This window comes from Magnetococcales bacterium (assembly GCA_015228935.1).
Taxonomy (GTDB): domain Bacteria; phylum Pseudomonadota; class Magnetococcia; order Magnetococcales; family DC0425bin3; genus HA3dbin3.
The window spans coordinates 1-19,449 of record JADGCO010000032.1 but is presented as its reverse complement, the minus strand read 5'-3'; the positions used below and the strand labels follow the sequence as shown (position 1 = coordinate 19,449).

Annotated in this window: 14 protein-coding genes; 3 read left to right on the top strand and 11 right to left on the bottom strand. The window is 57.8% G+C overall.

The annotated features are described in order from the left end of the window. The first annotated feature begins 11 nt into the window (after positions 1-11). The 3 genes from HQL65_09605 to HQL65_09595 all read left to right on the top strand — a co-directional run bounded on the left by HQL65_09605 (position 12) and on the right by HQL65_09595 (position 4,339). Positions 12-1,385: a glycosyltransferase family 4 protein gene (locus HQL65_09605; GenBank protein MBF0136483.1), complete on the top strand. Its 1,374-nt coding sequence runs from the start codon at positions 12-14 to the stop codon at positions 1,383-1,385. After that, on the top strand, positions 1,382-2,626 hold the full coding sequence (locus tag HQL65_09600) for a glycosyltransferase family 4 protein (GenBank protein MBF0136482.1): 1,245 nt from the start codon (positions 1,382-1,384) through the stop codon (positions 2,624-2,626). Before HQL65_09605 ends, HQL65_09600 begins: the two co-directional genes overlap by 4 nt. A 195-nt stretch (positions 2,627-2,821) precedes the next feature. Then, a complete protein-coding gene (locus HQL65_09595; protein MBF0136481.1) occupies positions 2,822-4,339 on the top strand; it encodes a glycosyltransferase in 1,518 nt (505 codons plus the stop codon). Between the two features lies 1 nt (position 4,340). Here HQL65_09595 and cadA read toward each other — a convergent pair whose 3' ends face one another. From cadA to HQL65_09540, 11 genes are all read right to left on the bottom strand, one after another. After that, the gene (cadA, locus tag HQL65_09590; protein MBF0136480.1) at positions 4,341-6,560 is read right to left on the bottom strand and encodes a cadmium-translocating P-type ATPase; all 2,220 of its coding nucleotides are present in this window, start codon (positions 6,558-6,560) and stop codon (positions 4,341-4,343) included. 5 nt (positions 6,561-6,565) lie between these two features. Beyond that, positions 6,566-6,886: a type II toxin-antitoxin system HicB family antitoxin gene (locus tag HQL65_09585; GenBank protein MBF0136479.1), complete on the bottom strand. Its 321-nt coding sequence runs from the start codon at positions 6,884-6,886 to the stop codon at positions 6,566-6,568. A 109-nt stretch (positions 6,887-6,995) separates the two neighbouring features. Further along, positions 6,996-8,324 carry a type II toxin-antitoxin system HipA family toxin gene (locus tag HQL65_09580; protein ID MBF0136478.1) on the bottom strand — a complete coding sequence of 443 codons (1,329 nt, stop codon included), beginning with the start codon at positions 8,322-8,324 and terminating at the stop codon, positions 6,996-6,998. Beyond that, on the bottom strand, positions 8,324-8,572 hold the full coding sequence (locus HQL65_09575; GenBank protein ID MBF0136477.1) for a helix-turn-helix domain-containing protein: 249 nt from the start codon (positions 8,570-8,572) through the stop codon (positions 8,324-8,326). The genes HQL65_09580 and HQL65_09575 overlap by 1 nt, the downstream gene beginning before the upstream one ends. Before the next feature lie 309 nt (positions 8,573-8,881). Continuing rightward, positions 8,882-10,504, bottom strand: coding sequence for a glutamine-hydrolyzing GMP synthase (gene guaA / locus HQL65_09570; protein MBF0136476.1), 1,623 nt, complete (start codon positions 10,502-10,504; stop codon positions 8,882-8,884). 27 nt (positions 10,505-10,531) lie between these two features. After that, on the bottom strand, positions 10,532-11,992 hold the full coding sequence (gene guaB / locus HQL65_09565) for an IMP dehydrogenase (GenBank protein MBF0136475.1): 1,461 nt from the start codon (positions 11,990-11,992) through the stop codon (positions 10,532-10,534). Continuing rightward, positions 11,961-12,641: an RlmE family RNA methyltransferase gene (locus tag HQL65_09560; GenBank protein MBF0136474.1), complete on the bottom strand. Its 681-nt coding sequence runs from the start codon at positions 12,639-12,641 to the stop codon at positions 11,961-11,963. Before HQL65_09560 ends, guaB begins: the two co-directional genes overlap by 32 nt. Next, a complete protein-coding gene (gene greA, locus HQL65_09555) occupies positions 12,642-13,115 on the bottom strand; it encodes a transcription elongation factor GreA (protein MBF0136473.1) in 474 nt (157 codons plus the stop codon). It abuts the gene before it with no gap. Positions 13,116-13,242: 127 nt separating this feature from the next. Continuing rightward, the gene (gene carB / locus HQL65_09550; GenBank protein MBF0136472.1) at positions 13,243-16,485 is read right to left on the bottom strand and encodes a carbamoyl-phosphate synthase large subunit; all 3,243 of its coding nucleotides are present in this window, start codon (positions 16,483-16,485) and stop codon (positions 13,243-13,245) included. A gap of 4 nt (positions 16,486-16,489) precedes the next feature. Next, complete coding sequence (gene carA / locus HQL65_09545) at positions 16,490-17,656, bottom strand: glutamine-hydrolyzing carbamoyl-phosphate synthase small subunit (GenBank protein MBF0136471.1); 1,167 nt, start codon at positions 17,654-17,656, stop codon at positions 16,490-16,492. A 109-nt stretch (positions 17,657-17,765) separates the two neighbouring features. Beyond that, positions 17,766-19,449 (bottom strand): ATP-binding protein (locus HQL65_09540; GenBank protein ID MBF0136470.1); only part of this gene is annotated, 1,684 nt, incomplete at its 5' end.

Genomic DNA, 19,449 nt, shown 5'->3' with positions numbered 1-19,449 from the left:
GGGGACGGGACGTGAAAATTCTTTTCGGTCATCCAAGCGGCAATCCCAATTCCCACCATGCCGCACTGGCCCATTTTGAACGGGGCCGTTTGTTGGCTTTCTGTGTTGCCTGGCTGCCTACGGCCCGGGAAATGGCTTGGCTGGAACGACTTCCCGGCCTGCATGAACTGACCCGGCGTGTGCGCCGCCGCCGGTTTCCTCCCCTGGATCAGGCACGCATCATCCAGAATCCGGCAGGAGAGTGGCAACGCATGGCCCGGCGCCTGCTGGCCAGCCGTTTTGGTTTGTCGGATGTCGATGAGGCCATGGCCTATCAGGCCAACGATTGGTTGATGGCGACCCTGGCCCGCCATTGTTCACAAGCCGATGCGGTTCACAGCTTCGAAGATTGCGCCCTGGGAGGCTTTCAGGCAGCCCGTGCCCAGGGCAAACCCTGCCTGTATGACATGCCCATCGGCTACTATCCGGCCTGGGAAGTGATCTCCCGACAACTCCATGCCGATTATGCGGAGTGGATCCCCTCGGGTGGCATCGTGCAAAATCGCTTCGTGCGCCCAGACCAGAAACGCCAGGAAATGGAGTTGGCCGATCTGGTGCTGACCGCATCCTCCTTTGCCAAACAAACCATCCTCCAGCACGCCGACAAAAAAGTGATCGTGGTTCCCTATGGCGTGGATACCAACCAATGGCTCCCCAAAACCACCCATGCAACTCTCAAGCGTCCCCTGCGCTTCATCTATGCGGGGCATATTTCCATCCGCAAAGGAATCCCGCTCCTGCTCAACGCCTGGAAAAAAGCGGCCCTGCCGGATGCCGAACTCGTGCTGGCAGGGAGTTGGGCTGTGGCAGACAGATGGAAAAAAGAGTTGCCCCATGGAGTACGTTTTCTCGGTCATCTGGCGGCTGATGGATTGCGGGCTGCGTTCCAGGACTCTGATGTATTTGTCTTTCCATCTTTTTTTGAAGGATATGGCCTGGTGGTCACCGAGGCCATGGCTTGTGGTCTGCCCGCCCTGTGCAGTGATGCCACCTGCGGTCCGGATATTCTCGACGATACTTGCGGCAGGGTCTTTCCGAGTGGTGACCTGGACGGCCTGGTCGAACACCTGATCTGGTTTTCCCGCCATCGGGAAAAAATTCCGGAAATGAGTCGAATGGCCCGGCAACAGGCAGAACTCAACAGTTGGGAAACATATCGCCGCAATCTCCAAAAAGCCGTGGATTCCTTGCTGAATAAGTCAGATCTAACGGATTCAGAAGTGTTGACGGACACCAGAGAGTCCAAGGGTTCCAAGGTGTCCACGGATTCCAAGGTGTCCACGGATTCCAGGGTGTCCACGGATTCCAGGGTGTCCACGGATTCCAGGGTGAATGGACAGTCATGATCTCCTCCAAACCCGCCCGTCTTGCGATCATCGTGTCACATCCCATTCAATACCATGCCCCGCTCTGGGTGGTCCTGAACGAACATCCGGAATTGGCCATCCGGGTCTTCTATACCTGGGACAATCGAGATATCACAGGTTTCCATGATCATGGCTTTCAAAAACAGATTCGCTGGGATGTTCCCCTGCTGGAAGGGTATCCCTGGGAGTTTGTGCCCAATGTGGCCCGTCACCCTGGCACACACCATTTTCGCGGTTTGATCAATCCGGATCTGGTCCAACGGGTCCTGGCCTGGCAGCCGGATGTGGTGATGGTCAATGGCTATATGCATCAAAGCCATCTGTTGGCCATGTGGTCCCTCGCAGCCTGCAAGATGCCGCTTTTGTTTCGCGGCGATTCCCACCTGCTCTCGCCCCGGGGTGGCATCAAAAAGCTGTTGCGGGCCTGGGTCTTGCGCATCCTCTTTCGCCGCTGTCAGGGGTTTCTGTATTGTGGCACCCTGAATCGGGACTATTTTCGCAGTTTTGGCGTACCCCCGGAGAGGCTCCATTTTTGTCCGCATGTCGTGGACAACACCCGCTTTGCGGCGGATTCCATAGTCCGGAACCAGGAAGCCTCTGCCTGGCGACTCAGCCTGGGCATTCCTCCCGATTGCCGGGTGCTGCTCTTTGCCGGAAAATTGCAAGAAAAAAAACAACCCATGCTCCTCCTGGATGCGTTCCTCGCAGCCGATATTGCCAACACCGTTTTGCTGTTCGTGGGTGACGGAGAGTTGCGTGACGCCTTGTCGATCCGGGCGCAATCCGTTCGCAACAGAGTTTATTTCCTGCCATTCCAAAACCAGTCCGGCATGCCGCTGGTCTATCGCCTGGGTGATTTGTTCGTTTTGCCATCCTCCCACGATGAAACCTGGGGATTGGGGGTCAATGAAGCCATGTGTTGCGGTGTGCCGGTGCTGCTCAGTGACCAGGTGGGGTGTGGACCCGATCTCGTGGAACCCGATGTCACCGGCTGGATTTTTCCGGCCCGGAACAAGACAGCCCTGGTGGAACGCCTGCGGTTGGCCATGCAGCCCCAGGTCGATTTGAAAAAAATGGGCGCGGCTGCCCAACAAAAAATTCAATCCTGGAATCTGCTCCAGGCCAGAGATGGCATCATCCAGGCCATCCAGGCCATCCCCATCCATGCCCTCTCTCAGAGGCTGTCTAATAACTTATTAATTTCGAAAAAAAACGAATGAAAAACTGGGATGGAGGTCCAGGAGGAAGGGCTGTGCCCTGCAAGATTCACCATGAAGCAGGCCATTTTCTTCCACAGACCCATATTGAAAAAAGATCCGCCCTGAATCGAGGAGACACCATTGGCTTGGGGAAAAAAATCAGGCATGATTCAAACGAGCGATCCTGGTTCTGACCCTCAAAACGGACGGTTCATCATGCCTTGCCGGTTTCTGATATTCATTGTCGCCTATAATGCGGAAAAGACCATCGTCAGTGTTCTGTCCCGCATTCCCCGGGAATTGGAAAAACATCACACCGAGGTCCTCATCATCGATGATGCGTCCCGTGACAAAACATTTGAAAAAGCCATTGAATATCAAAATTCTGGCGTTTTTCCGTTCCCGTTGACCGTCCTGTTCAACCCGGTCAACCAGGGCTACGGTGGCAACCAGAAGATTGGCTTTCACTACGCCATGCAAAACGGTTTCGATGTTGTGGCCCTGCTGCATGGCGATGGCCAATATGCCCCGGAAAAGCTCCCCGATCTCCTGCAATCCATGCTCGATCAGGATGCCATGGCATTGTTCGGCTCACGCATGATGAGCCGTTTTGCCGCCATTCAGGGAGGCATGCCGCTCTATAAATATGCCGGCAACAAAATTCTGACCACGTATCAAAACCGTCTTTTGCGCTCCGAGCTTTCCGAATTCCATTCCGGCTATCGGCTGTACCGGACATCGGCCTTGAAACAGGTCCCCTTTCAACTGAATACCAACGACTTTCACTTTGATACAGAAATCATCATCCAGTTTGTCAATGCGGGACTGCGCATCCGGGAACACCCCATCCCCACCTTTTATGGCGATGAAGTCTGCCATGTCAACGGCCTGAAGTATGCCTGGGATGTGGTCAAAGTGACGACCATCGTGCGCATGCAACCCCTGGGAATTTTTTATCAGCGCAAATTCGACCTGGATGGACACAAAAAGCCCAAGCCCCGATATGAATCGAAATTGAGTTTTTCCTCTTCGCATTCAGCGGTTTTTGAAGCCATTCCCCAGGGGTCCGAGGTGTTGGATGTCAGTTGCAGCGATGGCACGATGAATCGCAAACTCCAGGAGAAAGGGTGCCGCATCACGGGAATTGACATGCTGGAACGCTCCAGCAAGGATGTATTCGACGACTATGTTGTGCATGACGACCTGAGCAAAAATTTCCCGCCCAGGGATTATTCCCGTTTTTCTCATGTCATCCTGCTGGATATTGTGGAACATCTTGCAGATCCGGAAGCCTTCGTCGTCAATCTGCATCAGGCCTGCGGCGGCAATCCCAAGGCCCGCATCCTGGCAACAACAGGAAATGTGGCGTTTGTCTTTGTGCGTCTCATGTTGTTTCTCGGGGCCTTTCGTTACGGCAAACGCGGCATTCTTGATTTTACCCATTTGCGCCTGTTCACTTTTGCCTCCTTTCGGCAATTGTTCGAGGAGCGTGGCTTCAAGGTGATTCGGGTCCAGGGTATCCCCGCCCCGTTTCCCCTGGCAATCGGGCATAACGCGCTCTCGAAATTTCTGCTGAACCTGAACAGGTGGCTGATCCGCCTTTCCAAGGGACTCTTCAGTTATCAAATCTTTTTCGAGCTGCAACCCATGCCAGGATTGCAACATCTGCTGGATAAGGCATTCCAGGCCAGTTCCCGACGCCAGGAGGAGGCCAACCGGGATCAGGGGGTTTGAATCAATCCGTCTCCCGGGCCGGCCTGAAAAAATTCAACAGACGACGCCCGTTGAGAATCACCATAAGGCTGGTGCCCATGTCGGCCAGAACGGCCATCCAGAGGGTGGCGATTCCCAAGGCCGACAGCACGAGAAAGGTGCCCTTGATACCGATGGCCAGAATAATATTTTCCCATAAAATCTGGCGGGTTGCCTGCCCAAGACGCACAAACTCTCCAACCTTGCGCAGATCGTCGTTCATGATGGCCACATCGGCGGTTTCCAGGGCTGTATCGGTTCCGGAATTGCCCATGGCGATACCGATGGAGGCACGGGCCAGGGCCGGGGCATCGTTGATCCCATCCCCCACCATGGCCACGATACCAAAGCGTTGCATCAATGCTTCGATGGCGAGCAATTTTTCATCGGGGAGCAGACCGGCCTGAACGTCGGTGATCCCGGCGTGTCGGGCAATGGCCCGGGCGGTGGCAGCATTGTCACCGGTCAGCATGGTCACGGCAATTCCCAGCTTGTGCAGGGAGTGGATTGCTTCCGGGGCATGGGTCCGCATCTGATCGGCAACGGCAATGATGGCCAACGGTTCCGTGGCCGAGGTCAGGATTACAACGGTTTTTTCTTCCTGTTCAAGGACAGGAACCCTTTTTTCCACGTCTGGATGGCTGAATCCGAGTTCTTCCAACAGGCGGCGACTGCCGAGATGATGAAGTTCACCCTGGAGTGTTCCCCGCACACCACGCCCCGGGATTGCCTCGAAACCACGCACATGCATCAGGATACGGTTTTTCCCGTAGGCGGAAACGATGGCTGCGGCCACCGGGTGTTCGGAATGCACCTCCAGACTGGCTGCCAGGCGCAAGGTCCGTTCCCGATCCCGATTGCCCAGAGGGATGAAATCGGTCATGGTGAGTTGACCTTGCGTCAAGGTACCGGTTTTGTCGAGGGCAATGGCCTTGATGGCATGAGCCTGCTCCAGATAGAGACCGCCCTTGATCAAAATACCGCGCCGCGCCCCGGCGGCCAGACCACTGACCACCGTCACCGGTGTGGAAATGACCAGGGCACAGGGACAGGCCACCACCAGCATCACCAATGCCTTGTAAAACCATTCAGAAAATGCCCCGCCGAACAGGTATGGCGGTACCGTGGCAATCAACACCGCGATCCCGACCACCGCCGGGGTATAGTACTGGGCGAACCGATCCACAATTCGTTGCATGGGAGCCCGTTTGGCCTGGGCCGCCTGGATGGTGTCGATGATGCGTGCCAGGGTGGAATGTTGCCAGTCTGCCGTGACCCGATATTCCAACATCCCGGAACCGTTGATCGATCCGGCATAAAGAATGTGACCGGTCTCTTTCAGGACTGGTACACTTTCGCCGGTGATGGGGGCCTGATTGACTCCGGATCGTCCGGTGACCACGACACCATCCAGGGCAATCCGCTCACCCGGTTTGACCCGGACCATTTGCCCAATGGTGACGCTTTTGGCAGGCAGGCTTTCCCAGGCTCCGCTTGCCATCTGGACCGTGGCAATTTCTGGTGCCAGAGTCATGAGTTCCCGCACGGCATTGCGTGCCCGATCCAGGGAGAGGGCCTCGATCCGTTCGGCCACCCCAAACAAAAAAATCACCATCGCTGCCTCGGGCCACTGCCCGATGGCCATGGCACCCAGTACGGCCAGCGACATCAAAAAATTAATATTGAGGGAGAGATGGCGCAAGGCAATCCAGCCGCGCCTCAGCGTCCCCAGACCACCCGAGGCAATGGATACCAGAGCCAGGGCAATGAGCCACGGGGAGTTTTCATCAATACCGCTCCAGGCCAGAATTTCTCCCCCAACCGCACTCACCCCGGCCAGAATGGTCAGCCCCCACGCACGCAGGAAAGAGTGCGACTGGACCGGTGCAGAGCAGGCACAAGCCGGATCGGCATCTGCCAAACCGGTGTCTGCCAGATTGGCATTCGCGCCTGTTTTCTGGGGATCCGGTTCCATCTCTACGGTGCGCAAGGCGGCGACCATGGCTGCGCGTTGCACGCCCCGATGCACCACCACCACATCCCGCTGCATGAAGTCAAAGTCCAATTGCACAACACCGTCAAGACCGGCCAGCGCCTTGCGGACCAGATCCGCCTCTACCGGGCAACACATTTTTGTGATGTGCAAGACGGTTGTTTCCGTCAATGAATCACCTGACTGGTCGTTTTTCTGAATAATCTCCATCTTGATCAAGGGCTCCCAATAAAACGTCCAGAAACCGTCGGTATGGCTCCTGGCCGACAGGCCGGTTCAGGGATTGCCTTGCCTGTATCAACCCGTGCCGACACCCAGGATGCGAAGGCATCCCGCCCATGCAAAACGGCTTCGGTCTCGGTCTCACCATCCGCCATGCAGCCAGGTAAATCCGGAAAGGTCAGCAAAAAACCACCCCCTTCCTCCTCCGATAAGGGGCTGATGATATGCGTATAGGCTTCGAATGGATACGGTGGTGTTGCCCATGCCACGGAAAGCAAATCCTCGATCCGCCAGTCGCGTGGATTATTTTGCATGGATTCAAGCAGTTTGATGCGTTTGTTCATGGACTACCCCGGCATGGTACCCCACACGGCACCATTCTCTCATAAAAAAACAAGGCCAATCCAGGCAATGGATACGCTCTCATGTGAGCCGTTGCGTCATGCGCTGGAGTCCATCCAGTATGGGCTTTGCGATCCGCTCGGGAAAATCCCCGGGAAGCCCCTCCGCGACCTCTGCAATGATCTTCGGCGTTGCGGCAAGCACATGTTCCACGATCATTTTTCCGGATGCTTCGATACCACAGGACCTGGCCGTGGCTTCAAAATGCCGCTTCTGAAGTTCAGCCCATTTGTCATGTCGATTTTTGCCAATCAACGCCATGGCCATCCTTGCCTTTTTCTCTTGCAGAAGACCTGGACCGTTGCCCAGAACCGGGTAGGCCGACAGCACATCGTAGCGTGGCGTCAAGCGGTACGTGCCATGTGGTTCAAGAAAAATACTGAAATTTTTGGCGTGACCATCGATGGCGCATATCAGCCAATAAACGATTTGAGTCTTGAAAAAATCTGCCCGGTCGGCTTCGGCGCTGGCGGATCCCAGCAACAGATCCATGATCGTCTTGACGCCCGGCCCGCCGTTTTTCTCGTATTTCAAATCCGGGGCAACGCCTCTGGCCTGGCACATGTCTTCCTGTGGCAGGCGCATGATCCAGGATCCATCGCGTGCCAGCCGGCGATCAAAACGCTCGACGACAAGAACCTTCTGCCGGCCAAAGGTCGCCGGCCAACATTTGGCTACCCTGATTCCATAGGCATTCAATATGCGGGCACAGAGCCACTCGTTCTCGACCGACATGGCGAGATCAATCCCCTGGTTCCCGTGGCGGCCAATGGGAAATTTCAAAATGTGCGTGGTCGGGGTTGCACCCCGGGGCTTCAACCACCTTTCCTCGTGAAACAGCAAGGCCGTTTTTTCCTGAACACCGGCTATCGAAATGCGAAAATCGTCCTCATCCTGATGCTGCCCGAAAACAGACGCATTGAACGTATTGTCAAGAATCTGCTCAATATCTGCCTCACTCACCGCCTCGGCTTCAATTTGCCGGATGTTGCCGGGGGTTTCATCGTCCGGCAGCAATTGCAAGGCCCCAACACAATCACGACCAATCTCGGCAAGCAGATCAAAGGGTGCCTGTGAAGGGGCACCAAATCGCTGCTGAATGCGCACCCGGATTTTGTCATTGTCAGGCAGCAGATTGTCGAAATAATTTTCAACAATGGCACCCTTGTAAAGACGACCCACCCGGCTCATCGGCATGGAGAGAGAGATGGAGCGCCCGTAAGCCGATGCCACCCAGGACTCGGCATACTCAAACTCATGTTCGCCCTGGGGAGTGACCGTCCAGCGACCCACATGCTCGCCATTCATCCATATCCCAAGTGTGCGCGTCCTGGATCGTCCACCCATCATCACCACTCCGGACCATCGTCCTGTCGTGATGGACGCCTCTCCTGGACGACCAGTTCCAGATCAAGGGCCGAAAGCAATCGGAACAGGCTCGCAATGGAACTGCCTTCCGGTCTCGTTTCAAGCGCAGAAATGGTCTTGGGCAGCAGACCGACACTTTGACCCGCACGATATTGTGTCAGGTGTTTCCGCTTGCGGTGCGCCCGCAAAACCTGAGAAAGCTGCCGGGGTAACCTGACAATGTCTTCCATCCTCTATCCCCTCTACGGTCTATTCAATAAATATACCTCAAAGGGTATAACATCAAAGCATCCCCTGCAAGGGATTATTGCCCAATACACCCTGCGGGGGATATCTCTACAATACACCCTGTAGGGGGTATTCTCATGGTATACCCTGTGCGGTATTTTCTCATGATATACCCTGTGCGGTATTTTCTCATGATACACCCTGCGGGGGGTATATCCATGATACACCCCGTAGGGGATGTTTTCATGATACACCCTGCGGGGTGTATTTTCATGGCACACCTTACAGGGGATATTCTTGCAATATACCCTTCACTCCCACTCAATCGTTCCGGGTGGCTTTGAGGTCACGTCATAGACCACCCGATTGATACCGGGGACTTCGTTGATGATCCGGTTGGCGATGCGTGAAAGAAGTTCCTGGGGCATGGGGTACCAGGAGGCGGTCATGAAATCCTGGGTTTCGACAGCGCGCAGGGCAATGACATATTCGTAGCTGCGACCGTCTCCTTTGACGCCGACGCTGCGCACGGGGAGAAACACGGCAAAGGCCTGGGAGGTACGGTCGTAGTGACCCGAGCTGTACAACTCTTCCATGTAGATCGCATCGGCCAGGCGCAAAATGTCGGCGTACTCCTTGCGGACCTCGCCCAGAATGCGCACCCCCAGACCGGGACCTGGAAACGGATGCCGATAGAGCATCCGTCGGGGCAATCCCAACTCTTCGCCAACCTGTCGCACCTCGTCCTTGAAAAGCTCCCGCAGGGGTTCGAGGAGTTGCAGACCCATGTCGGCGGGCAGGCCACCGACATTGTGATGCGACTTGATGCTGGCCGCCACACCGGTTTTGCCGCCGGCGGACTCGATGACATCGGGATAGATGGTCCCCTGGGCCAGCCATTGTACGTTGGGCAGACGTTTGGCTTCCTGTTCGAAGACCTCGATGAAGGTGTGGCCGATGATTTTACGTTTGCGTTCGGGGTCGGCCACGCCACGCAGACGATCCAGGAACAGGGTTTCGGCATCGACGCGGATCACCTTGACGCCCATATGCTCGGCGAAGGTGGCCATGACCTCATCCCCTTCGTTCAACCGCAGCAGACCGTTATCCACAAACACGCAGGTGAGACGGTCACCAATGGCCCGATGGACCAGGGCAGCGGTCACGGCGGAATCCACGCCTCCGGAAAGTCCCAGCAGCACATGATCCGTCGTCACCTGCTGTTGAATGCGGGCCGTGGCCTGGTCGATAAAATGGCCGGAGGTCCACAATCCCCGGCATTTGCACACCTGGCGCACAAAATGATCGATCAGGAAATGTCCGCGTGGGGTATGATGCACCTCGGGATGAAATTGAACGCCATAGATGTGTCTCTTGGCATCGAACATGGCGGCGATGGGGGCATTGTCACTCGTTCCAGACGCCCGGAACCCTTCCGGCAGCACCGTCACATGGTCTCCATGACTCATCCAGACCGGGGTGGACTCTTCCTGAAAAAATTCGGCAAAAAATTCACCGGGATCCTCAAGACGCCGGACCCGGACCGGGCCGTATTCGCGTTTGCCCGAGGCCACGACGGTTCCGCCGAGATGCCGGGCCAGAATCTGCATGCCATAGCAAATACCCAGGATCGGAACCTCCAGGGCGAGAACTTCCGCTTGCAGGGTTGGTGCCTTGAGTTCATAAACCGATTGATGGCCACCCGAGAGAATGATCCCCACCGGGGCAAAGGCCCGGATGGCGGCGGGATCCATGTACCAGGGGTGAATTTCGCAGTAGGCATGGGCCTCGCGTACCCGACGGGCGATCAGTTGCGTATATTGCGAGCCAAAATCAAGAATCAAAATGCGTTCGCCATGGGAGCTGACCGGAGCGACCTTATGGCCTGAATGGCTTGAACGGTCTGAATGTTTGGAATGACCCGAATGGGCCATATGATCTGAATTGGCTGACATAGGCTTTTATTCCAAACGATAGTTGGGCGTTTCCTTGGTGATGGTGACATCATGGACATGGGATTCCCGCAAACCGGCGCTGGTGATCTGGAGAAACATCGGCTTTTTGCGCAATTCATCGATTGTGGCGCAGCCGGTGTAGCCCATGGCCGAGCGCAACCCCCCCACCATCTGGTGTATGATGGTTGCCAGGGGTCCTTTATAGGGAACCCGCCCTTCGACCCCTTCGGGGACCAGTTTTTCCGGGGGAACGCCGCTCTGGAAGTAGCGATCCCGGGAACCTTTGGCCATGGCGGCGAGGGAACCCATGCCCCGATAGGTTTTGTAGCTGCGTCCCTGGTAGATGAACACCTCGCCCGGGGCTTCGTCGGTGCCGGCAAACATGGATCCCAGCATGACACTGGAGCCACCGGCGGCAATCGCCTTGGCCACTTCTCCAGAAAATTTGATGCCGCCGTCGGCGATGATGGGTACATCATGCCGGTTGGCTTCATGGGCACAATCGGCCACGGCGGTGATTTGCGGGACGCCCACACCGGCCACGATGCGCGTGGTACAGATGGATCCCGGGCCGATGCCGACCTTGACGGCATCGGCCCCGGCCAGGATCAGATCACGGGTTGCATCGGCGGTGGCCACGTTGCCGCCAATGACCTGGGCATGCGGGTATGATTCCTTGATCCACTTGACCATCTCCAGGACCCCACGCGAATGTCCATGGGCGGTATCCACAACCAGGACATCGACATGGGCATCCATGAGCGATGCCACACGTTTGCGGCATTCGGCGCTGGTGCCGACAGCGGCTCCCACACGCAAGCGCCCGTTGTCATCCTTGCAGGCAATGGGATAGGTCTGGGTTTTTTCAATGTCCTTGACCGTGATCAAACCCACGCAACGATACTGACTGTCCACGACGAGGAGTTTTTCGATACGGTGCTGGTGGAGCAGGCGTTTGGCTTCAGCCATATCCACCCCCTCCCGGACGGTCACCAGGCGTTCCTGAGGTGTCATGAGTTCGCACACGAGCTGGGTGTGGTCGGTGGCGAAACGCACATCCCGATTGGTCAGAATACCCACCAGCCGTCCATCCTCCTCAGTGACCGGAATGCCGGAGATGGCGTGGTGGTGCATGATATCCTTGGCCATGCGCAGGTTGGCATCCGGGCGGATCGTCCAGGGATTCACGACCATGCCGGTGACATAGCGCTTGACGGTTTTGACTTCGCGGGCCTGTTCCCGGGGGGTCATGTTGCGATGGATGATTCCGATACCCCCTTCCTGGGCCATGGCGATGGCGGCCCGGGACTCCGTGACCGTGTCCATGGCGGCGGATACCAGGGGAATGTTGAGTTTGATGGTGCGCGTCAGCCTGGTGGAAACATCCACGTCCCGGGGGAGTACCTCCGAGTAGGCCGGGGCCAGGAGAACATCGTCAAATGTGTACGCCTGCTTGATGACACGCATGATCTTTCTCCAGATGGGAGGGAGAGGCGCGAAACCCCTGACAAACCAGGTAGTGTTCGGGACTGCGGCCCCGACTGGCCCTGGGTTTGACCACTTTCACCTGTCCAAAGGCGATCCTGGCTCCCCGAACCAGATCGTGAAATCCTGGGCCGTCGAACAGTTTGATGACTGCTGCTCCCAGTGGTTTCAGGACTGCGGCGGCAAATTCCAAGGCCGCCTCGGCCAACAACTCTCCGCGTGGTTGATCCACGGCCTTGATGCCGCTCATATTGGGGGCCATGTCCGACAGCAACAGATCCGCAGGTCGCCCCAGCACTCTTTGCACTTCCAGCAGCGTTGCTGCCTGTAGAAAATCACCCTGGATAATCTCGGCCCCGCTCAGGGGATCCATGGCCAGGAGATCGACGGCCACAATGATGCCTTGTGGCCCGACATGTTGCAATGCCACCTGAGTCCACCCGCCCGGGGCAGCTCCCAGATCCACAACAGCCATTCCCGGGCGCAGCAGATTGGCCGGGGGGCGGGCATGGATTTCCAGCAGCTTGTAAGCGGCCCGGGAACGATACCCATCGCGTGCCGCTGCCTGGACATAGGGATCACGGCGGTGTTCCCGCAACCACTCGCGACTTGATGGGCGACGCCGTGGCATTCAAAAACGGATGGTCAGGATTTCGTAGTGCCGGATGCCCCCCGGTGCCTGGACATCGATGGAATCCCCTTCCTGTTTGCCGATCATGGCACGGGCCAACGGGCTGGTGATGGAAATCTTGCCTTTATCGATATCGGCTTCTTCGGCACCGACGATATGGTAGGAGGCCTCTTCATCGGTTTGTTCGTCGGTGACGGTCACCTTGGCCCCGAACACCACTTTGTTGGACCGCAGACGGCTCGTGTCAATGACATCCGCATTGGCCAGCACCGATTCCAGATGCTGGATACGTCCTTCATTGAAGGATTGCTGCTCCTTGGCCGCCGCATATTCGGCATTCTCGGAAAGGTCGCCGTGTGCCCGCGCCTCGGCGATGGCTTCGATTACCCTGGAGCGGTCCACGGTTTTGCGCCTTTTCAATTCCGCCTTCAACATTTCGGCGCCTTCCAGGGTCAAAGGAATTTTTTGTGCCATTTTACACCCTCTTGTGATCCTTGCATGAAAAGAAACAGGATCAAGAAAAAGAAAATGCAAGCGTCGGCCCGCCTGCCTGACGGAATCATAACCCCATCAGGCACTGCAATGGCAAGCGTTGGCTTGACTACCTGCCAGGATAATAATCCTGCAATGCCTTGCAATGGAACCCGGTATCCTGGACAGCCGCCAGGGCCGAGACAGCGGCCCGCATGCCGGCCACTGTGGTAAAATACGGAATCTTGCACATCAGGGCCGTGCGGCGCACGACAAACGAATCCACCGTGGCCTGTTTGCCCTCTGTGGTGTTGAAGACCAGGACAATGTTGTTGTTTTTCATGTGGTCCACCACATGGGGCCGGCCTTCGTTCGCCTTGTTGATGGATTCCACTTCCAGGCCATTCTGGCGCAGCCAATCCGCCGTGCCACGGGTGGCGCACAGCCGGTATCCCAGATCCAGGAGCTGGCGGGAAGGGGAAAGAATGCCATCCTTGTCGGCATCCCGGACCGAAATGAAAATTTTCTGTTGCGGTTTGAGGTCTCTGGCCCGGGGCAGAAACACCCCGGCCCCGAACTGGGCCTTGGCAAACGCCATCCCAAAGGAGTCTGCGATTCCCATGACCTCGCCGGTGGATTTCATCTCGGGTCCCAGGATGGTATCCACCCCCCGGAATTTGGCAAAGGGAAAAACCGACTCCTTGACCGAAATATGTCTGGGCAGGGGGGAGCGGATCATGCCGGTCGCGGCGAGGCTCTCGCCGGCCATGAGTCGGGCGGCAATTTTGGCCAGGGAGACGCCGGTGGCTTTGGACACAAAGGGCACGGTTCGCGATGCCCGCGGGTTGACTTCCAGGATGTAGACTTCCCCCTGACAGATGGCAAACTGGACATTCATGAGTCCTACGACACCCAGAGCGGCGGCGAGTTCCAGGGTTTGCCGCTCGATTTCGTTACTCAGGTCGCTGCTGATGGAGTAGGGCGGCAACGAACAGGCGGAATCCCCGGAGTGGACACCGGCTTCCTCGATGTGTTCCATGATGCCGCCGACGATGGCCTGGTGGCCATCTGCCACGCAATCCACGTCCACTTCGATGGCGTCCTGCAAAAAATGGTCGATCAACACCGGATGGTCCGGGGAGGCCTGCACGGCGGTGCGCATGTAGCGGTCCAGGTCTTTGGTATCGAAGACGATTTCCATGGCGCGTCCACCCAGCACGTAGGAGGGACGCACCACCACCGGGTATCCGACCCTCTCGGCCACGGCGAGTGCTTCGGCTTCGGAGCGGGCCAGACCGTTGGCGGGTTGCCGCAGTTGCAGGCGATGCAGGAGATGTTGAAACCGTTCGCGATCTTCGGCCACATCGATGGCGTCGGGCGAGGTGCCGATGATGGGCACCCCGGCGGCTTCCAGGGGTTTGGCCAGTTTCAGGGGGGTTTGGCCGCCAAACTGGACGATCACCCCGTGCGGCTTTTCGACATCGACGATGGAGAGGACATCTTCCAGCGTCAGCGGCTCGAAATAGAGACGATCCGAGGTGTCATAATCCGTCGAGACCGTTTCCGGATTGCAGTTGACCATGATTGTCTCATAGCCCGCCTCGCGCAGGGCAAAGGATGCATGGACACAGCAATAATCAAATTCGATTCCCTGGCCGATCCGATTGGGTCCGCCACCCAGGATCATGATTTTTTTCCGCGCCGAGGGGTTGGCTTCGCAGTGGGATTCGTAGGTGGAATACATGTAGGCGGTCTGGGTGGCAAACTCGGCGGCGCAGGTATCGACCCGCTTGAATACCGGTTTGATGCCGGCGGCCAGGCGGGTCTGACGCACGGCGGCGGGGGTGGTGTTCAGCAGGCGGGCCAGCCGCTGGTCGGAAAATCCCATGATCTTGATTTCCCGCAGCTCCGCCGCAGAAATGTCCGCCAATGCCTGGCCCCGCACACGTTCTTCCGTGGTGATGATTTGCCAGATCTGGTCGAGAAACCAGGGATCGATGCGTGTCAGTTCATGGACCCAGGCCACGGAGCGACCGCAGCGAAAGGCCTCGGCGACATACAGCACCCGATCCGGTCCGGTCCGGTGCAACTCTTTTTCGAGTTGGGCCTGGCGTTCTTCCCGGGAGAGGGCCGGGTCGAGGATTTCATCCAGGCCGCTCAGGCCGGTTTCCAGGGAGCGCAGGGCTTTCTGGAAGGACTCCTTGAAGGTGCGACCGATGGCCATGGCCTCGCCGACCGATTTCATCTGGGTCGTCAGGATGGGTTCGGCCTGGGGAAATTTTTCAAAGGTGAAGCGGGGAATCTTGGTGACGACATAATCGATGGTCGGCTCGAAGGAGGCCGGGATCACTCCTGTGATATCATTCATGATTTCGGGGAGGGTATAGCCGACGGCCAGCTTGGCGGCCACCTTGGCGATGGGAAATCCCGTGGCTTTCGATGCGAGCGCCGAGGAGCGGGAGACCCTTGGATTCATTTCGATGACCACCAGACGCCCGGTTTCCGGGTGGACGGCAAACTGGACATTGGAGCCGCCGGTATCCACCCCGATCTCGCGCAGCACCGCAATCGAGGCGTTACGCATGATCTGGTATTCCTTGTCCGTCAGGGTCAGGGCCGGGGCCACGGTGATGGAGTCGCCCGTATGGACCCCCATGGGATCGAGATTTTCGATGGAGCAGACGATGATGGCGTTGTCCTGGCAGTCGCGCACCACCTCCATTTCATACTCTTTCCACCCCAGGACCGACTCTTCCACGAGGACTTCGGTGATGGGTGAGGCTTCCAGGCCGCTCAGGATGATCTCTTCAAACTCTTCCTGATTGTAGGCGATGCCGCCGCCGGTGCCGCCCATGGTAAAGCTGGGCCGAATGACGACCGGAAAGCCCACCTCTTCCAGGATGCGGCGGGCATCGTCGAGCGTGTGGGCAAAGCCGGAGCGGGGCATGTCCAGGCCGATCCGGGTCATGGCGTTTTTGAACAACTCGCGATTTTCGGCCTTGTCGATGGCTTCCCGGGTGGCACCGATCATCTCCACGCCATATTTTTGCAAGACGCCTTGTTCGGCCAGTTGCATGGCCATGTTGAGGCCAGTCTGGCCGCCCATGGTGGGCAGCAGGGCATGGGGGCGTTCGGTGCGGATGATTTCCGTGACCATCTCCACGGTGATCGGTTCCACATAGGTGCGGGCGGCCAGATTGGGATCGGTCATGATGGTGGCCGGGTTGGAGTTGACCAGGATCACCTGGTAACCCTCTTCGCCCAGGGCCTTGCAGGCCTGGGCACCCGAATAGTCGAATTCGCAGGCCTGACCGATGACGATGGGGCCGGAGCCGATCAACAAGATTTTCTGAATGTCGGTGCGTTTGGGCATGCCTTCACTCCCGCATCAGGTCGGTAAACTGCCGGAAGAGATGGCGCGAATCATGGGGGCCTGGACTGGCCTCCGGGTGAAACTGCACCGAAAAGACCGGGCGATCCCGCAACCGCATCCCTTCCACGGTGCCGTCGAACAGGGAGCGGTGGGTCACGACCACTCCGGCGGGCAGAGTTTTTTCCTCCACCATGAAGCCGTGATTCTGGGAGGTGACTTCCACCTGCCCGGTGGCCAGATTCTGGACCGGATGATTGCCGCCGCGGTGGCCGAACTTCATTTTGGCGGTTTGGCCGCCCAGGGCGAGGCAGAGCATCTGGTGGCCGAGGCAGATGCCGAACAGAGGTTTTTTGCTGTCCAGGAGGGTGCGAATGGTAGCAATCCCTTCCTTGACGGCATCCGGGTCGCCGGGGCCATTGGAGAGAAAAATGCCATCGGGATTCAGGGCCAGAATGTCAGCGGCCCGGGTGGTGGCCGGCACCACCGTCAGCCGGCAACCGGCCTCGACCAGACAGCGCAATATATTGTATTTGACCCCGAAATCGAGGACCACCACAGGGTGTTTGCCGTCGTTTTCACCTGGCCGGAGATGGCCATGACCGAGACGCCAAGTGCTTTCGTGCCAGGCATGGGGGGCAGGGCAGGTCACCTCTCCGGTCAGGTCCATGCCGACCAAGCCGGGCCAGGCCCGTGCCCGGGCCAGGAGGTCATCCGGATTGTCGCCCAGGGTGGAGAGGACGCCGCGTTGTGCCCCTTTGCTTCGCAGCAGGTTGACCAGATGGCGGGTATCGATCCCTTCGATGGCGGGAATGCCATAGCGTTGCAGGAAGGTGCCGAGATCCTCGCGTTGTCGCCAGTTGGAGACGATGCGGGACGACTCCTTGACCACAAAGCCACGGATATGGGGCCGGGCGGACTCCATGTCTTCCGGGTTGATGCCGACGTTGCCGATCTGGGTTGCGGTCATGGTGACGATCTGGCCGGCGTAGGAGGGATCGCTCATGATCTCCTGGTAACCGGTCATGGAGGTGTTGAAGCACACCTCGCCCACTTGGCAGGCAGCGGCTCCCAGGGCGCGACCTGAAAACACCGTGCCATCTTCCAGGACCAGGAGTGCTGTCTTGTTTTGTGTTGTCCAGGATTCATCCACGCTACCGCTCCCCAGCCTCATCCGCTCAAAACGGCCCATGCCGTGCAGTGTGGTCGCGGTTATACCCCTCCACTTCTCCCAAGTCAATGCAGGACACCACTCTGGCCGGCATGCCGGGTCGGCAAACATTTCATCCGTTGACACGTTCTTTGTTGCGCCGAATTTCCTGTGCGAGCATCTCCTGGGGGTTTTGTTCCAGGATCATGGCGCGGAAGAGGGGGACGCGGAAGGTATACGTGGTTGCCTGGCGTTCCAGGATGGTGGCGAGTTCCAGCCGTTCCAGGGCGTCGTGCAGGTGTTGCGGGTCCCAGGTGGCGTGGGCGTGTTGCAGGCGGGCCACCAGATCGTCGAAGGAGAAGGCCTCTTTTTCCGCCATGGCGTAGACGATCATGCGGTCGTGATGGTTGCCGGTGGGATCATGTTTTCCGGCCAGTTCGGCCCAGCCACCGAGGGCTTCACGGATGGACCGGCTGTCCAGTGCCTTGTAGATTTCCTCAGCGCCCAGTTGGCGTTGTTCCATGTCCATGAGCTTGAGGGCTTCGCTACAGGTGATGGCGAGTAGATTGGCGCGTTGGCCGGTCTTGGCCAGGATTTCATCGATCAAGGCTGTCGATGTATAGCTGATGTTCATGGTTTGCATGGGTTCGGTCAGCAGGCGGCGGCTGGCCTCCTCTTCGAGGGCAGCGATGGCCAGGACATCGCCGAAATTTTTGATCGGGGATTGATACTCCCCGCGCACCAGTCGATAGAGTCCCCAAAAACCGGCCAGGATAAAATGCGCCTTGCCCATTTCGCTGAGATTGCGCAGGGCATGCAGGGTTTTAAAGCCATTGGTGGACTCCTGGTGGGCAAATTCATCGGCCTCGTCGATGAGGAAGAGCAGCCGCCGGTCTTCCTGGCGGGCAAGGATGGCCTCGACAATTTGTTCCAGGGATGCGGTCGTTTCCAGGCCGATTTCCAAGGCCAGATCTGGGAGAATGGTGTTGCCGCTTGCCGACAAATAGCGGCAATCAACTTTGGGGTCTTCTTGATAACGGCGGTACAAAGCTTTAAGGAGGCTGGATTTACCGACCTGGCGGCCACCGGCGAGTAGATAATTGGCCGGTGCCCGGTGCATGATATCGGCCAGGATGCGGGTGCGACCATAGAAGATGGCTTCGCGGTTGACACCCCCTTTGGTCTGGTAGGGAGAGACCCGGGTGACGCTGACCTGTTGGGCGATCAGGCGGGCGAGAATTCCTTGGGGATCCTGGCCGAGCAGGAGTTGGGTGATGGTTGCGCCATCGGCGGCGACCAGCAAAGTCGTGGGATCTTTGCAGATCTTGACCAGTTCCTGGCGCTGGGTGGGTGTACTGCCCAGGATGACGCAGAGGGTATCGCGCCCCATGCGTTTGACGATCTCTTCGCTGCCCAGGGTTGGGGGAGGAAAGGCAAACCGGCAGGCGTTCAGGTTGAGGGGAAACGATTCTGGCAAATTGATTTCGTAAACAGGGAAATCCTCGGATCCCACGGGGCGCGGCGGATTGTTTTCTTGCATACCCGTGGCCAGGCGTTGAGCCAGCAGGGCCATGCGGTGTTTGGCCTCTTTCTGGCGCTGATAATCTACGGCTCCTTTCATGCGTTCTTCAGGGACCCCTGCCTTGAGCAGGACCGTCTGATAGCGCCTAGCGCGTCGCAGCAGGTGCTGTGCCCTGGGCAGTAAATCGATGGGGATTTGGGTCAGGTGGGTCGGGTTGGCCGAGGGACCGGCTACCAGGGGATCCCGATAGAGCCATATTCCATAGGCCGATAGGGCAAACAACAGGAAGGCCGTG

Excerpts from the sequence above, each read along its gene's own strand:
- HQL65_09595 (MBF0136481.1), top strand. The coding sequence starts at position 2,822 with ATGCCTTGCCGGTTTCTGATATTCATTGTCGCCTATAATGCGGAAAAG.
- greA (MBF0136473.1), bottom strand. The coding sequence starts at position 13,115 with ATGGCACAAAAAATTCCTTTGACCCTGGAAGGCGCCGAAATGTTGAAG.
- HQL65_09560 (MBF0136474.1), bottom strand. The coding sequence starts at position 12,641 with ATGCCACGGCGTCGCCCATCAAGTCGCGAGTGGTTGCGGGAACACCGC.
- guaB (MBF0136475.1), bottom strand. The coding sequence starts at position 11,992 with ATGCGTGTCATCAAGCAGGCGTACACATTTGACGATGTTCTCCTGGCC.
- carB (MBF0136472.1), bottom strand. The coding sequence starts at position 16,485 with ATGCCCAAACGCACCGACATTCAGAAAATCTTGTTGATCGGCTCCGGC.
- carA (MBF0136471.1), bottom strand. The coding sequence starts at position 17,656 with ATGAGGCTGGGGAGCGGTAGCGTGGATGAATCCTGGACAACACAAAAC.
- HQL65_09575 (MBF0136477.1), bottom strand. The coding sequence starts at position 8,572 with ATGGAAGACATTGTCAGGTTACCCCGGCAGCTTTCTCAGGTTTTGCGG.
- guaA (MBF0136476.1), bottom strand. The coding sequence starts at position 10,504 with ATGGCCCATTCGGGTCATTCCAAACATTCAGACCGTTCAAGCCATTCA.
- cadA (MBF0136480.1), bottom strand. The coding sequence starts at position 6,560 with ATGGAGATTATTCAGAAAAACGACCAGTCAGGTGATTCATTGACGGAA.
- HQL65_09600 (MBF0136482.1), top strand. The coding sequence starts at position 1,382 with ATGATCTCCTCCAAACCCGCCCGTCTTGCGATCATCGTGTCACATCCC.
- HQL65_09580 (MBF0136478.1), bottom strand. The coding sequence starts at position 8,324 with ATGATGGGTGGACGATCCAGGACGCGCACACTTGGGATATGGATGAAT.
- HQL65_09585 (MBF0136479.1), bottom strand. The coding sequence starts at position 6,886 with ATGCAAAATAATCCACGCGACTGGCGGATCGAGGATTTGCTTTCCGTG.